This window comes from Pantoea sp. 18059 (genome assembly GCF_902706165.1).
GTDB lineage: Bacteria > Pseudomonadota > Gammaproteobacteria > Enterobacterales > Enterobacteriaceae > Pantoea > Pantoea agglomerans.
This window is the reverse complement of record NZ_CACSJS010000002.1, coordinates 13,447-27,365: the sequence shown is the minus strand read 5'-3', so window position 1 is coordinate 27,365 and position 13,919 is coordinate 13,447. Positions and strand designations below refer to the sequence as shown.

Sequence of the window (13,919 nt, the reverse complement as noted above, 5' to 3'; positions counted from 1 at the left end):
TGATATAGTCGCTGGCTCGCGTTTCACGGTCTGTCACCGAATTCGGTGTGGCCCGGCACTGAGAGTGTGTCGGGATTTGAATCGGGCGCAATGTATTCAGAAACCACAGCATTTCTGATGAAAGGAATTGGTTAAGCGTTATGTCGTCTAACAATCACAACAACACTGATGACCAGCAGGGAAACGGTCCGCGCCACGTCGCTATCATCATGGATGGCAATGGCCGCTGGGCCAAAAATCAGGGGAAATTGCGTATTTCAGGCCATAAAGCTGGCGTTAAATCGGTACGTCGTGCCGTCAGCTTTGCGGTCAGTAACAATCTTGAAGCCCTGACGCTTTACGCTTTCAGCAGTGAAAACTGGAGTCGTCCGCCGCAGGAAGTCACCGCGTTAATGGAACTCTTTGTCTGGGCGCTTGATAGTGAAGTGAAGAGCCTGCACAAACACAATGTTCGCTTACGCGTCATTGGCGATACCAGCCGTTTCAGCCCGCGTATTCAGGAACGTATTCGCCGTTCTGAGACGCTGACCGCAAATAATAGTGGCCTGACGCTCAACATTGCTGCCAACTATGGCGGCCGTTGGGATATTATCGAAGGCGTGAAAAAACTGGCTGAACAGGTTCAGGAAGGATTACTGCGACCTGACCAGATTACCGAAGAGAGCCTGACGTCGCAGCTCTGTATGCAGGAGCTGGCGCCAGTGGATTTAGTGATAAGGACCGGGGGAGAGCATCGGATTAGCAACTTCCTGCTGTGGCAGATTGCCTATGCTGAATTCTATTTTACCGATGTGCTCTGGCCGGATTTCGATGAACACGTTTTTGAAGGTGCACTGAATGCATTCTCTCTGCGGGAGCGTCGTTTTGGCGGCGCTGCACCAGGCGGCGCCTGAGCAATCTGGGGGTAACCTTTGCTGAAGTCTCGTCTGATTACCGCGTTGATATTAATTCCGCTGGTAATAGCTGCACTGTTCTGGTTACCGCCTGTTGGCTTCGCCCTGACAACTATCGTTATCTGCATGCTGGCAGCCTGGGAATGGGGTCAGTTTGCAGGGATGGCATCACGGCAACAGCGCGTCTGGCTGGCTGTACTTTGTGGTCTGCTGCTGGCGCTGATGCAGTTTACGCTGCCACCTTATCAACACACGGTGCATCTGCCACAGATCGCGACATCGCTTTGGGCGTCGCTGGTGTGGTGGGTCGTTGCACTGCTGCTGGTGCTCTCCTATCCCGCTTCTGCGGCCTTCTGGCGCCATTCGCGTCCCCTTCGCTTACTGTTTGGCGTGTTAACGCTGGTCCCTTTTTTCTGGGGCATGGTGGCGCTGCGCCAGTATCACTATGACACCGACCACTTCGCCGGTGCCTGGTGGCTGCTGTTTGTGTTGCTGCTGGTGTGGGGAGCGGATTCAGGTGCCTATATGTTTGGCAAGATGTTCGGCAAGCACAAGCTGGCGCCAAAGGTCTCACCAGGCAAAACCTGGGAAGGCTTCCTGGGCGGTCTGGTCACCTCGGCGCTGATTGCAGTGCTGTTTGCGACGCTGGCGCCACTGACGGTTTCCACCGGTACGCTGGTGATTTGCGCGATTATCGCGACGCTGGCCTCCGTGCTGGGCGACCTCACTGAGAGCATGTTTAAACGTGAAGCGGGCATCAAAGACAGTGGTAATCTGATTCCTGGTCACGGTGGCATTCTTGATCGTATTGATAGTCTGACTGCGGCGGTGCCGGTGTTTGCCTGTTTATTGCTGCTGGTGTTTCGCACCCTTTAAGGACAGGCAAAGATGTTGAGCATACTCTGGAGTTTCGTCGCCTTTATCGTTGCGCTGGGCGTATTAATTACCGTTCATGAGTTTGGCCATTTCTGGGTCGCTCGTCGCTGTGGCGTCAAAGTTGAGCGCTTTTCCATTGGTTTTGGTAAGTCGCTCTGGCAGCGCCGTGATCGCCACGGCACCGAATTTGTCATCGCGCTGATTCCCCTTGGCGGCTACGTTAAAATGCTCGACGAGCGTGTTGAAAGCGTGCCAGCCGAATTTCGTCATCAGGCTTTTAACAACAAAGCCGTCTGGCAACGCGCCTCCATCATTGCGGCAGGTCCTGTCGCTAATTTCATCTTTGCCATCTTTGCCTACTGGGTTGTGTTTATTCACGGCGTGCCCGGCGTGCGCCCGGTAATCGGTGAAATTTTAAACGGTTCGGTGGCTGCGGAAGCTCAAATTACGCCCGGCATGGAACTTAAGGCTGTTGACGGTATCGAAACGCCTGACTGGGATGCTGTGCGTATGGCGCTGGTGGGTAAAATCGGCGACAGCAGCACCACCTTAACAGTGGCTCGATTTGGCGAGGACGCAACCCAGCAGAAACAGCTGGATTTGCGTAACTGGCAGTTTGAGCCTGATAAGCAGGATCCGGTCGTCGCGTTAGGGATTCAGCCACGCGGTCCGCAGATTGAGACCACGCTGGCAGAAGTGCAGGCGAACTCGCCAGCCAGTGAAGCCGGTTTGCAAGCAGGCGACAGGATCGTTAAAGTCGATGGTCAGCCATTATCGCAGTGGCAGACTTTTGTCACGCAGGTCCGGGATAACCCCGGCAAAAGCATGGCGCTTGAGGTGGATCGCGGCGGTGAGTCTATTGCGCTGACGATGACGCCAGAAGCGAAATCTGGCAGTAAAGCGGGATTTGCGGGTGTCATTCCGCGCATTGTTCCTCTGCCAGAAGAGTACAAGACGGTAAGACAGTATGGCGCGTTTGCGGCTATCGGTGAGGCTAGTGTAAAAACCTGGCAACTGATGAAGCTCACCGTCTCCATGCTGGGCAAGTTAATAACCGGTGATGTGAAGCTGAACAACCTGAGCGGGCCAATTTCGATTGCGCAGGGTGCAGGGTTGTCAGCAGAGTATGGGTTGATTTACTACCTGATGTTCCTGGCGTTGATTAGCGTCAACCTGGGCATCATCAACCTGTTCCCTCTGCCGGTTTTAGATGGTGGGCACTTGCTCTTCCTGGCGATCGAAAAGATCAAGGGTGGACCGGTGTCCGAGCGAGTTCAGGACTTTAGTTATCGCATCGGTTCAATTTTACTGGTGCTGTTAATGGGGCTTGCACTTTTCAATGATTTCTCACGTTTGTAACCGCTGGAACGCGAACATTCGAGGGATGTGTTAGGAAAACGCATAACAACGATGGCGATGAAAAAGTTGCTCATAGCGTCGCTGCTGTTTAGCAGCGCCACCGTTTACGGTGCAGACGATTTCGTAGTGAAGGATATTCATTTCGAAGGGCTGCAGCGAGTCGCCGTCGGCGCGGCTCTGCTGAGCATGCCAGTACGGGTTGGCGATACGGTGAATGACGATGATGTCAGAAATACCATTCGCTCGCTGTTCGCTACTGGCAACTTTGAGGATGTTCAGGTCCTGCGAGACGGTACAACGCTGATTGTCCAGGTCAAAGAACGTCCTACCATTGCCAGCATTACCTTCACCGGTAACAAAGCGGTGAAAGAGGATCAGCTCAAACAAAATCTGGAAGCCTCAGGTGTCCGTGTCGGCGAAGCGCTGGACCGTACCACCATCTCCTCTATCGAGAAGGGACTTGAGGATTTCTACTACAGCGTAGGTAAATATACCGCCAACGTGAAAGCCGTGGTCACGCCACTGCCGCGTAACCGTGTGGATCTGAAGCTGGTCTTTACTGAAGGTGTCTCTGCAAAAATTCAGCAGATCAACATCGTCGGTAATAAAGCCTTTAGCTCCGATGAGCTGATTTCCCGCTTCCAGCTGCGCGATGAAGTGCCATGGTGGAACGTGGTCGGCGATCGTAAATATCAGAAGCAGAAACTGGCGGGTGACCTTGAAACCCTGCGCAGCTTCTATCTGGATCGTGGCTATGCACGCTTTAACATCGATTCAACGCAGGTCAGCCTGACGCCTGATAAAAAAGGCATCTACATCACGGTGAACATCACCGAAGGTGACCAGTACAAAATCGCAGGCGTGATCGTCAATGGCAGCATGGCGGGCCATTCAGCAGAAATTGAACATCTGACCAAGATTCCGGCGGGCGAGCTTTATAACGGCGCCAAAGTCACGAAAATGGAAGATGACATCAAGAAACTGCTGGGCCGCTACGGCTATGCTTATCCGCGCGTGGCAACACAGCCAGAAATCAACGACGCCGACAAAACCGTAAAACTGCATATTAATGTGGATGCGGGTAACCGTTATTATGTCCGTAACGTCCGTTTCGAAGGCAATGACACGTCGAAAGACTCCGTGTTACGTCGCGAAATGCGTCAGATGGAAGGCGCGTGGCTGGGCAGCGATCTGGTTGAACAGGGTAAAGAGCGTCTGAACCGTACCGGTTACTTTGAAACCGTTGATGTGGATACTCAGCGTGTGCCAGGTTCGCCAGACCAGGTTGACGTGGTCTACAAGGTTAAAGAGCGTAACACCGGTACCTTTAACTTCGGCGTCGGCTACGGCACCGAAAGTGGTGTGAGCTTCCAGGTCGGCGTCACGCAGGATAACTGGCTGGGCACCGGTAATACCGTGGGCATCAGCGGGACCAAGAACGATTACCAGACCTATGCTGAATTCTCGCTGACTGACCCTTACTTCACCGTTGATGGTGTCAGTCTGGGTGGTCGTCTGTTCTACAACGACTTTAAAGCAGATAACGCGGACCTTTCTGACTATACCAACAAAAGTTATGGTCTGGATGGCACGCTTGGCTTCCCGGTTAACGAAAACAACACCCTGCGTGTCGGTCTGGGCTATGTCCACAATGACCTGTCAAACATGCAGCCTCAGGTGGCGATGTGGCGTTATCTTGACTCGGTCGGCAAGCCGCAGCAGCTCAATGATGAAGGTGATTTCTCAGCAGATGACTTCACCTTTAACTACGGCTGGACTTATAACACCCTGGACCGCGGCTTCTTCCCGACGTCCGGTAACCGTACCAACCTGAACGGTAAGGTGACGATTCCGGGCTCGGATAACAGCTTCTATAAGGCCACGCTGGATACTCAGCAGTATGTGCCGATTAACCAGGATCGTACCTGGGTGCTGTTAGGCCGTGGTCGCGTAGGTTATGGCGATGGTCTCGACGGCAAAGAAATGCCGTTCTACGAGAACTTCTACGCCGGTGGTTCAAGCACCGTGCGTGGCTTCCAGTCCAACACCATTGGACCGAAAGCAGCCTACTTAAATAACAACTCGTCGAACTGCCGAATCGCCGATCCAAATGGCGTCTGTAAGTCTGACGATGCGGTGGGCGGTAACGCCATGGCGATTGCCAGCCTTGAGCTGATTACGCCAACGCCGTTCCTGAGCGAGAAGTATGCTAACTCGGTTCGTACCTCGGTGTTTGTCGATGCCGGTACAGCGTGGGATACCCATTGGGAAAATACCGCGGAAACGCGTGCGGCGGGCATTCCTGACTACAGCGATCCAAACAATATCCGTGTATCCAGCGGTGTTGCGCTACAGTGGATGTCACCGCTCGGCCCGCTGGTGTTCTCTTACGCCCAGCCGATGAAGAAAGTCGATGGAGACAAGTCAGAGCAGTTCCAGTTTAACATTGGTAAAACCTGGTAATGTTCTGAGCATGGATGCATAGCTGAAGTATTGCTGCCGGACAGCACCTGTTGCTGTTCCGGGGCAAACACTGTGTCGCTGACACAAACGTTGATGGTAAGGAGTTTATAGTGAAAAAGTTGTTGTGTGCCGCAGGTCTGGGTCTTGCTTTAGCGGTCTCCGCTGGTGTTCAGGCTGCCGACAAAATTGCAGTGGTAAACGTGTCCAGCATTTTCCAACAGTTACCGCAACGTGCGACTGTTGCTAAACAGCTGGAAAACGAGTTCAAAGGCCGTGCAACTGAGTTGCAGAGCCAGGAGCGCGATCTGCAAACCAAAATGCAGCGTCTGCAGCGTGACGGTTCTACCATGAAGGCGAGCGAACGCAGCCGTATGGAAAAAGATGTCATGTCTCAGCGTGAAGCTTTCTCTACAAAAGCCCAGTCTTTTGAGCAGGATAATCGCCGTCGTCAGATGGAAGAGCGTAACAAGCTGCTGAGCCGTATTCAGGATGCCGTGAAGAAAGTCGCTGACAGCGATGGTTACGACGTCGTGATCGACGCTAACGCGGTGGCTTATGCGTCAAACGCAAAAGACATCACTGCTGACGTGCTGAAACAGGTTAAATAATTCATGTCATCTATTCGACTGGCTGATTTAGCCCAGCAGTTGGATGCAGAATTGCACGGAGATGGCGATATCGTCATCTCCGGCATTGCTTCTATGCAATCCGCCACAACTGGCCAAATCACTTTTCTTGCAAACAGCCGTTACCGCGAGCAACTCGCCCTGATTAAGGCCTCAGCCGTGGTGCTGACGGAAGCGGATCTGGAGTGGTGCAATACCGCAGCGCTGGTGGTGAAAGATCCCTACCTGACCTATGCGCGTATGGCACAAATACTCGATACCACGCCACAGCCAGCGCAAAATATTGCCCCCAGTGCAGTGATCGACCCCTCAGCCCGACTCGGCAGCAACGTCGCCATTGGCGCCAATGCGGTGATCGAAGCGGATGTTGAGCTGGGCGATAACGTGGTCATTGGTGCAGGATGTTTTGTTGGCAAAAAAACCCGTATCGGCAGCGGTACCCGTCTCTGGGCCAACGTCTCTGTTTATCACGAAATTGAAATCGGTCAGGATTGCCTGATTCAGTCAGGTACCGTCATCGGTTCTGATGGTTTCGGCTATGCCAACGATCGTGGTAACTGGGTGAAAATCCCGCAGTTAGGCGCGGTGATAATCGGCGATCGCGTAGAAATAGGTGCCTGCACCACTATCGATCGCGGTGCGCTGGATAACACTCTGATCGGCAATGGTGTTATCATAGACAACCAGTGCCAGATCGCTCACAACGTAGTTATTGGCGACAATACTGCGGTTGCAGGCGGTGTGATCATGGCGGGTAGTTTGAAAATTGGGCGTTACTGTATGATTGGCGGTGCCAGCGTCATTAACGGCCATATGGAAATCTGTGACAAAGTAACGGTGACCGGTATGGGTATGGTCATGCGTCCTATCACAGAGCCTGGTGTCTATTCATCTGGCATTCCGCTGCAACCCAACAAAACCTGGCGCAAAACTGCAGCGCTGGTGATGAACATCGATGACATGAGCAAACGCTTAAAAGCCATCGAGCGCAAGGTCGGCAAAGACGACTAACCGCCATCCCAAAACTGACCGGCTTTCATAATAAAAATGTTAAGCAGGGAAGCCCGGCGCCACAGAACCTATTTGCGGCCTGCGGAAGATCATTTTGATCTGTGCAGGCCGTGTTATTGATGTCATCAGATTTTTAGGACAGGAAGAGTATTTTGACTACTGAAACTCATACTCTGAAAATTGAAGAGATTTTAGAGCTGCTGCCGCACCGCTATCCGTTTCTGCTGGTAGACCGCGTGCTGGAATTTGAAGAGCACAAATACCTGCGTGCAGTGAAGAACGTTTCTGTTAATGAACCGTTTTTCCAGGGGCACTTCCCTGGTAAACCGATTTTTCCTGGCGTTCTGATCCTGGAAGCGATGGCGCAGGCTACCGGTATTCTGGCGTTTAAAAGCGTAGGTAAACTGGAGCCAGGCGAACTCTACTACTTTGCCGGTATCGACAGTGCCCGTTTCAAGCGCCCTGTGGTACCAGGCGACCAAATGATCATGGAAGTCACTTTCGAGAAAACCCGCCGTGGTCTGACCCGCTTTAAAGGCGTAGCGACTGTCGACGGGAAAATCGTTTGTGAAGCGACCATGATGTGTGCCCGCAGCCGGGAGGCATAATTCGTGATTGATCCAACAGCCACTATCCATCCCAGTTCTGTCATCGAAGAGGGCGCTATTATTGGCGCCCGCGTTCACATTGGCCCGTTTTGCTTTATTGGTGCGAATGTTGAGATCGGTGAAGGAACGGTACTGAAGTCACATGTTGTGGTGAACGGCCACACGCGCATCGGTAAAGATAATCAGATTTATCAGTTCGCCTCAATTGGCGAAGTGAATCAGGATCTGAAATATGCCGGTGAGCCAACACGGGTTGAGATCGGTGATCGTAACCGCATCCGTGAAAGCGTGACGATTCATCGCGGCACCACGCAGGGTGGCCAGGTCACCACAGTGGGCAGCGATAATCTGCTGATGGTTAATGCTCACATCGCGCATGACTGCGTGATTGGCAACCGCTGTATCTTCGCCAACAACGCCACCCTGGGTGGTCACGTGACGGTCGATGATTTCGCCATTATTGGCGGCATGACAGCGGTACATCAGTGGTGCATCATCGGTGCTCACGTGATGGTTGGCGGCTGTTCGGGCGTGGCGCAGGATGTGCCGCCTTACGTTATTGCGCAGGGCAACCACGCTACGCCGTTCGGGATCAATATCGAAGGTCTCAAGCGTCGTGGCTTCAGCAAAGAGTCGTTGCACGCTATCCGCAACGCCTACAAGTTGCTCTATCGCAGCGGCAGAACGCTGGAGGAAGTGAAACCGGAGATCGAAGCCATCGCACAGCAGCACAGCGAAGTGCAACCTTTCTACGATTTCTTCACCCGTTCAACCCGTGGATTAATTCGTTAATCCATGTCAGCGCGTCCCTTAACGATTGCCCTGGTCGCCGGAGAAACCTCCGGCGATATTCTTGGTGCAGGTCTGATCCGTGCCCTGAAAGCCCGTCATCCGGATGCACGCTTTGTCGGCGTGGCGGGTCCCCTGATGCAGGCAGAAGGGTGTGAAGCCTGGTATGAGATGGAAGAGCTGGCGGTGATGGGCATTGTCGAGGTGCTCGGTCGCCTTCGACGCCTGCTGACAATCCGTCGCGATCTCACCCGGCGTTTTACCGAACTCCGACCCGATGTCTTTGTCGGGATTGATGCGCCCGATTTCAATATCACGCTGGAAGGCAATCTTAAACGCACTGGCATTCGCACTATCCACTATGTCAGCCCCTCGGTGTGGGCATGGCGGCAAAAGCGTGTCTTTAAGATTGGTCGTAACACCGACCTGGTGCTGGCGTTTCTGCCATTTGAAAAAGCTTTTTACGATCGCTATAACGTTCCCTGTCGTTTTATCGGTCACACCATGGCGGATGCCATGCCGCTGCAACCCGATAAGCTGGCTGCACGCCGTCATCTGGGCATTGCCGATGATGCGCTCTGCCTGGCCTTGCTGCCCGGCAGCCGGGGTGCGGAAGTGGAAATGCTCAGCGCCGATTTTCTGAAAACCGCTCAGTTGCTGCGTCGTCACTATCCGGCACTGGAAATCGTGGTGCCGCTGGTCAACGCCCGTCGCCGCGAACAGTTTGAGAAGATTAAAGCCGAAACCGCCCCCGAACTGCCGATGCATCTGCTTGATGGTCAGGGACGTGAGGCGATGATTGCGAGCGATGCCGCACTCCTGGCGTCAGGCACTGCCGCACTGGAGTGTATGCTGGCAAAATGCCCGATGGTCGTCGGTTATCGCATGAAGCCGGCCACCTTCTGGCTGGCGAAACGGCTGGTCAAAACCCCTTACGTCTCGCTGCCAAACCTGCTGGCAGGGCGTGAGCTGGTCAAAGAGTTACTGCAGGATGAGTGTCAGCCTGAAGCCCTGGCCGCAGCATTAGATCCGCTGCTGCATGCCGGGCCTGAGCGAGAAACACTCCTGCAGACGTTTCATGAATTACATCAACAGATCCGCTGGAACGCCGATGAGCAGGCAGCGGATGCGGTACTGGAGCTGGTGAATGCCTGATTTTATCTATCCTGTCGCCAGACTGATTGCCGGTGTGGACGAAGTGGGGCGCGGTCCGCTGGTTGGCGCGGTCGTTACTGCCGCGGTGATCCTCGATCCGGCAAACCCGATTACCGGCCTGGCCGACTCGAAGAAACTGTCTGAAAAGCGCCGCCTCGCGTTGTATGACGAAATCAAAGAGAAAGCGCTGGCATGGAGTCTGGGACGCGCAGAGCCTGAAGAGATCGATCAGCTCAACATTCTGCATGCCACTATGCTGGCGATGCAGCGCGCCGTAGCTGGCCTCGGCATTCAGCCCGATTATGTGCTGATTGATGGTAATCGTTGCCCGGCACTGCCAATGCCTTCACAGGCGGTAGTTAAAGGGGATAGTCTGGTTGCCGAAATCAGTGCAGCATCGATCATCGCCAAAGTGTCGCGTGACCAGGAGATGACCGAACTCGATCTGCTGTTCCCGCAGTATGGTTTTGCGCAGCACAAAGGTTATCCGACGGCGCTGCATATGGAAAAACTGACGCAGTATGGCGTCACGCCGCACCACCGTCGCAGTTTTGCGCCCGTTCGCAATGCGCTGCTCGATGCTGAAGTACTGGCTGCACGCCAGACCCTTACGCTTTAATAGCCTGACGCTGTTTTAACCGGAAACTGATATGGCTGAACCCCGTTTTATACATCTGCGTGTCCACAGTGACTATTCGATGATTGATGGCCTGGCGAAAACCGGGCCGTTAATCAAGAAGGCGGCTGCCCTTGGCATGCCGGCTATCGCGATTACCGACTTCACTAACCTCTGTGGCCTGGTGAAATTTTACGGTGGCGCACATAGCGCAGGGATAAAGCCGGTCATTGGTGCCGATTTCAACGTTGCCAGTGAGCTGATGGGGGATGAGCTGACACAGCTTACCGTGCTGGCGTCCAGTAATACCGGATACCAGAACCTGACGCTGCTGATCTCCCGTGCCTATCAGCGTGGGTATGGCGTGGACGGACCGATCATCGACCGCGACTGGCTGATTGAATTGCAGGAAGGATTAATCCTGCTGTCGGGCGGACGGCGTGGCGATGTGGGTCGCAGCCTGCTGCGCGGCAACAATGCCCTGGTTTCGCAATGCCTGTCGTTTTACCAGCAACATTTCCCCGATCGCTACTACCTGGAGCTGATTCGTACCGGCCGTCAGGACGAAGAGAGCTATCTGCATGCGGCAGTTGAACTGGCGATTGCAGAGGGAATACCGGTGGTTGCCACCAATGAAGTCTGCTTTATCAATGCAGAAGATTTCGATGCGCACGAAATTCGCGTTGCCATTCATGATGGCTATACTCTGGATGATCCCAAGCGTCCGCGCAACTACAGTCCTCAGCAATATATGCGCAGCGAAAAGGAGATGTGCGAGCTCTTCTCGGACATCCCGGAAGCGCTGGAAAACAGCGTAGAGATTGCTAAGCGTTGTAATGTCACGGTCCGGCTTGGCGAGTACTTCCTGCCGCAGTTCCCGACCGGTGACATGACCACCGAAGATTATCTGGTGGTGAAATCCCGTGAGGGTCTGGAAGAGCGTCTTGAGTTCCTGTTCCCGGACGAAGCCGAACGCCTTGAGAAACGCCCGGAATATGATGAACGTCTGGAGATTGAACTCAACGTTATTAACCAGATGGGTTTCCCCGGCTACTTCCTGATCGTAATGGAGTTCATCCAGTGGTCCAAGGACAACGGCGTGCCGGTCGGGCCGGGGCGTGGTTCCGGTGCCGGTTCGCTGGTGGCCTATGCGCTGAAAATCACCGATATCGATCCGCTGGAATTTGACCTGCTGTTCGAACGCTTCCTGAACCCGGAACGCGTCTCGATGCCCGATTTCGACGTCGACTTCTGCATGGAGAAGCGCGATCAGGTGATCGAACACGTTGCAGATATGTACGGACGTGAAGCGGTTTCCCAGATTATTACCTTCGGCACCATGGCGGCGAAAGCGGTCATTCGCGATGTGGGCCGCGTGCTGGGACATCCTTACGGCTTCGTTGACCGCATTTCAAAACTGATCCCGCCCGATCCCGGCATGACGCTGGAAAAAGCTTTTATTGCTGAACCGCAGCTTCCCGCCATGTATGACGCGGACGAAGAGGTTAAAGCGCTGATCGACATGGCGCGCAAGCTGGAAGGGGTCACGCGTAACGCCGGTAAACATGCGGGCGGCGTGGTCATTGCGCCAACGAAGATCACCGATTTTGCGCCGCTCTATTACGATGAGCATGGGCAGTTCCCGGTGACCCAGTTCGATAAAAATGATGTGGAATATGCCGGCCTGGTGAAGTTCGACTTCCTGGGTCTGCGTACGCTGACCATCATCGACTGGGCGCTGAAGATGATCAACCCGCGCCGGGAAAAGCAGGGACTGGAGCCGATCGATATCGCCTCTATCCCGCTGGACGATAAGAAAAGCTTCGATATGCTGCAGCGCTCGGAAACCACCGCGGTGTTCCAGCTTGAATCGCGCGGCATGAAAGATCTGATTAAGCGTCTGAAGCCCGACTGCTTCGAAGATATGATCGCACTGGTGGCGCTGTTCCGTCCTGGCCCACTGCAGTCCGGCATGGTGGATAACTTCATTGACCGTAAGCATGGCCGTGAAGCAATCTCCTATCCCGACATTCAGTGGCAGCACGAGAGCCTGAAACCGGTGCTGGAACCGACCTACGGCATCATCCTCTATCAGGAACAGGTGATGCAGATCGCCCAGGTTCTCTCCGGTTACACGCTGGGCGGTGCGGATATGCTGCGTCGCGCCATGGGTAAAAAGAAACCCGAGGAGATGGCCAAACAGCGTTCTGTATTCCGCGACGGTGCTGAAAGTATGGGCATCGACGGGGAACTGTCGATGAAGATCTTCGATCTGGTAGAAAAATTTGCAGGTTATGGCTTTAACAAGTCACACTCTGCGGCCTACGCACTCGTCTCCTACCAGACGTTGTGGCTGAAGGCGCACTATCCGGCTGAGTTTATGGCTGCGGTCATGACCGCCGATATGGATAACACCGAGAAAGTGGTTGGCCTGGTCGATGAGTGCTGGCGGATGGGACTGAAAGTCCTGCCGCCTGATATCAACTCCGGTCTCTATCAGTTCCATGTTAATGACGCGGGCGAGATCGTTTACGGCATTGGCGCGATTAAAGGCGTCGGTGAAGGTCCGATCGAAGCGATCATCGACGCCCGTAACGAAGGCGGTTATTTCCGCGAGTTGTTTGATCTCTGCGCCCGTACCGACACCAAAAAGATCAACCGTCGGGTAATGGAAAAATTGATCATGTCCGGGGCCTTTGATCGCCTTGGACCGCATCGTGCTGCGCTGATGAGTTCACTCAGTGACGCGTTAAAAGCGGCCGATCAGCACGCGAAAGCGGAAGCGATTGGCCAGGCTGATATGTTTGGCGTACTGGCGGAAGAGCCGGAACAGGTTGAGAAATCGTACGCCAGCGTCACGCCGTGGCCTGAGCAGGTGCAGCTGGATGGCGAACGGGAAACGTTGGGGCTTTACCTTACCGGCCACCCGATTAATCAGTACCTGAAAGAAATTGAGCGTTACGTTGGCGGGGTGCGGCTGAAAGATATGCATCCTACCGATCGGGGTAAAATTACCGTGGCGGCCGGTCTGGTGATCGCGGCACGGGTAATGGTCACCAAACGCGGCAACCGAATTGGTATCTGTACTCTGGACGATCGCTCCGGTCGTCTTGAGGTGATGTTATTTACCGATGCGTTAGATAAATACCAGCAGTTGCTGGAGAAAGACCGAATTCTGATCGTCAGCGGACAGGTCAGCTTTGATGACTTCAGTGGTGGCCTTAAAATGACCGCTCGTGAAGTCATGGACATCGACGAAGCTCGCGAAAAATACGCGCGCGGACTTGCTATCTCGCTGACGGACAGGCAAATTGATGACCAGCTATTAAACCGACTCCGTCAGTCTCTGGAACCTCATCGATCAGGGACTATTCCGGTGCATCTCTACTATCAGAGAGCCGACGCGCGAGCGAAGCTGCGCTTTGGTGCAGCGTGGCGAATTTCGCCCAGCGATCGTTTACTTAACGATCTGCGCTCGTTGATTGGATCGGAGCAGGTGGAACTGGAGTTTGACTAGAACAGG

Annotated in this window: 11 protein-coding genes; all 11 read left to right on the top strand. The window is 54.0% G+C overall.

The annotated features are described in order from the left end of the window. Window positions 1-140 precede the first annotated feature (140 nt). The 11 genes from ispU (at window position 141) to dnaE (ending at window position 13,913) form a co-directional block, all read left to right on the top strand. Window positions 141-893 (top strand): (2E,6E)-farnesyl-diphosphate-specific ditrans,polycis-undecaprenyl-diphosphate synthase, encoded by a 753-nt coding sequence (gene ispU, locus GVJ63_RS06980; protein ID WP_010254107.1) that lies wholly within the window; start codon window positions 141-143, stop codon window positions 891-893. 18 nt (window positions 894-911) lie between these two features. Next, the gene (gene cdsA, locus GVJ63_RS06975; RefSeq protein ID WP_010254111.1) at window positions 912-1,769 is read left to right on the top strand and encodes a phosphatidate cytidylyltransferase; all 858 of its coding nucleotides are present in this window, start codon (window positions 912-914) and stop codon (window positions 1,767-1,769) included. 12 nt (window positions 1,770-1,781) lie between these two features. Next, the gene (rseP, locus tag GVJ63_RS06970) at window positions 1,782-3,128 is read left to right on the top strand and encodes a sigma E protease regulator RseP (protein WP_010671861.1); all 1,347 of its coding nucleotides are present in this window, start codon (window positions 1,782-1,784) and stop codon (window positions 3,126-3,128) included. Window positions 3,129-3,179: 51 nt separating this feature from the next. Next, on the top strand, window positions 3,180-5,591 hold the full coding sequence (gene bamA / locus GVJ63_RS06965; RefSeq protein ID WP_010254119.1) for an outer membrane protein assembly factor BamA: 2,412 nt from the start codon (window positions 3,180-3,182) through the stop codon (window positions 5,589-5,591). A gap of 110 nt (window positions 5,592-5,701) precedes the next feature. Further along, complete coding sequence (gene skp, locus GVJ63_RS06960; RefSeq protein WP_010254125.1) at window positions 5,702-6,199, top strand: molecular chaperone Skp; 498 nt, start codon at window positions 5,702-5,704, stop codon at window positions 6,197-6,199. A gap of 3 nt (window positions 6,200-6,202) precedes the next feature. Then, on the top strand, window positions 6,203-7,228 hold the full coding sequence (gene lpxD / locus GVJ63_RS06955) for a UDP-3-O-(3-hydroxymyristoyl)glucosamine N-acyltransferase (protein WP_010254128.1): 1,026 nt from the start codon (window positions 6,203-6,205) through the stop codon (window positions 7,226-7,228). A 152-nt stretch (window positions 7,229-7,380) separates the two neighbouring features. Next, window positions 7,381-7,836 (top strand): 3-hydroxyacyl-ACP dehydratase FabZ, encoded by a 456-nt coding sequence (fabZ, locus tag GVJ63_RS06950; protein ID WP_003852639.1) that lies wholly within the window; start codon window positions 7,381-7,383, stop codon window positions 7,834-7,836. Between the two features lie 3 nt (window positions 7,837-7,839). Continuing rightward, window positions 7,840-8,628: an acyl-ACP--UDP-N-acetylglucosamine O-acyltransferase gene (gene lpxA, locus GVJ63_RS06945; RefSeq protein ID WP_010254134.1), complete on the top strand. Its 789-nt coding sequence runs from the start codon at window positions 7,840-7,842 to the stop codon at window positions 8,626-8,628. Between the two features lie 3 nt (window positions 8,629-8,631). Beyond that, window positions 8,632-9,780 (top strand): lipid-A-disaccharide synthase, encoded by a 1,149-nt coding sequence (gene lpxB, locus GVJ63_RS06940; protein WP_010254138.1) that lies wholly within the window; start codon window positions 8,632-8,634, stop codon window positions 9,778-9,780. Next, complete coding sequence (rnhB, locus tag GVJ63_RS06935; protein ID WP_022625455.1) at window positions 9,773-10,399, top strand: ribonuclease HII; 627 nt, start codon at window positions 9,773-9,775, stop codon at window positions 10,397-10,399. The genes lpxB and rnhB overlap by 8 nt, the downstream gene beginning before the upstream one ends. Before the next feature lie 31 nt (window positions 10,400-10,430). Next, window positions 10,431-13,913: a DNA polymerase III subunit alpha gene (gene dnaE / locus GVJ63_RS06930; protein WP_159226621.1), complete on the top strand. Its 3,483-nt coding sequence runs from the start codon at window positions 10,431-10,433 to the stop codon at window positions 13,911-13,913. Window positions 13,914-13,919: the final 6 nt, after the last annotated feature.

Coding starts and splice junctions, on each gene's coding strand:
- ispU (WP_010254107.1), top strand. CDS start 141: ATGTCGTCTAACAATCACAACAACACTGATGACCAGCAGGGAAACGGT.
- rseP (WP_010671861.1), top strand. CDS start 1,782: ATGTTGAGCATACTCTGGAGTTTCGTCGCCTTTATCGTTGCGCTGGGC.
- bamA (WP_010254119.1), top strand. CDS start 3,180: ATGGCGATGAAAAAGTTGCTCATAGCGTCGCTGCTGTTTAGCAGCGCC.
- lpxD (WP_010254128.1), top strand. CDS start 6,203: ATGTCATCTATTCGACTGGCTGATTTAGCCCAGCAGTTGGATGCAGAA.
- lpxB (WP_010254138.1), top strand. CDS start 8,632: ATGTCAGCGCGTCCCTTAACGATTGCCCTGGTCGCCGGAGAAACCTCC.
- rnhB (WP_022625455.1), top strand. CDS start 9,773: ATGCCTGATTTTATCTATCCTGTCGCCAGACTGATTGCCGGTGTGGAC.
- dnaE (WP_159226621.1), top strand. CDS start 10,431: ATGGCTGAACCCCGTTTTATACATCTGCGTGTCCACAGTGACTATTCG.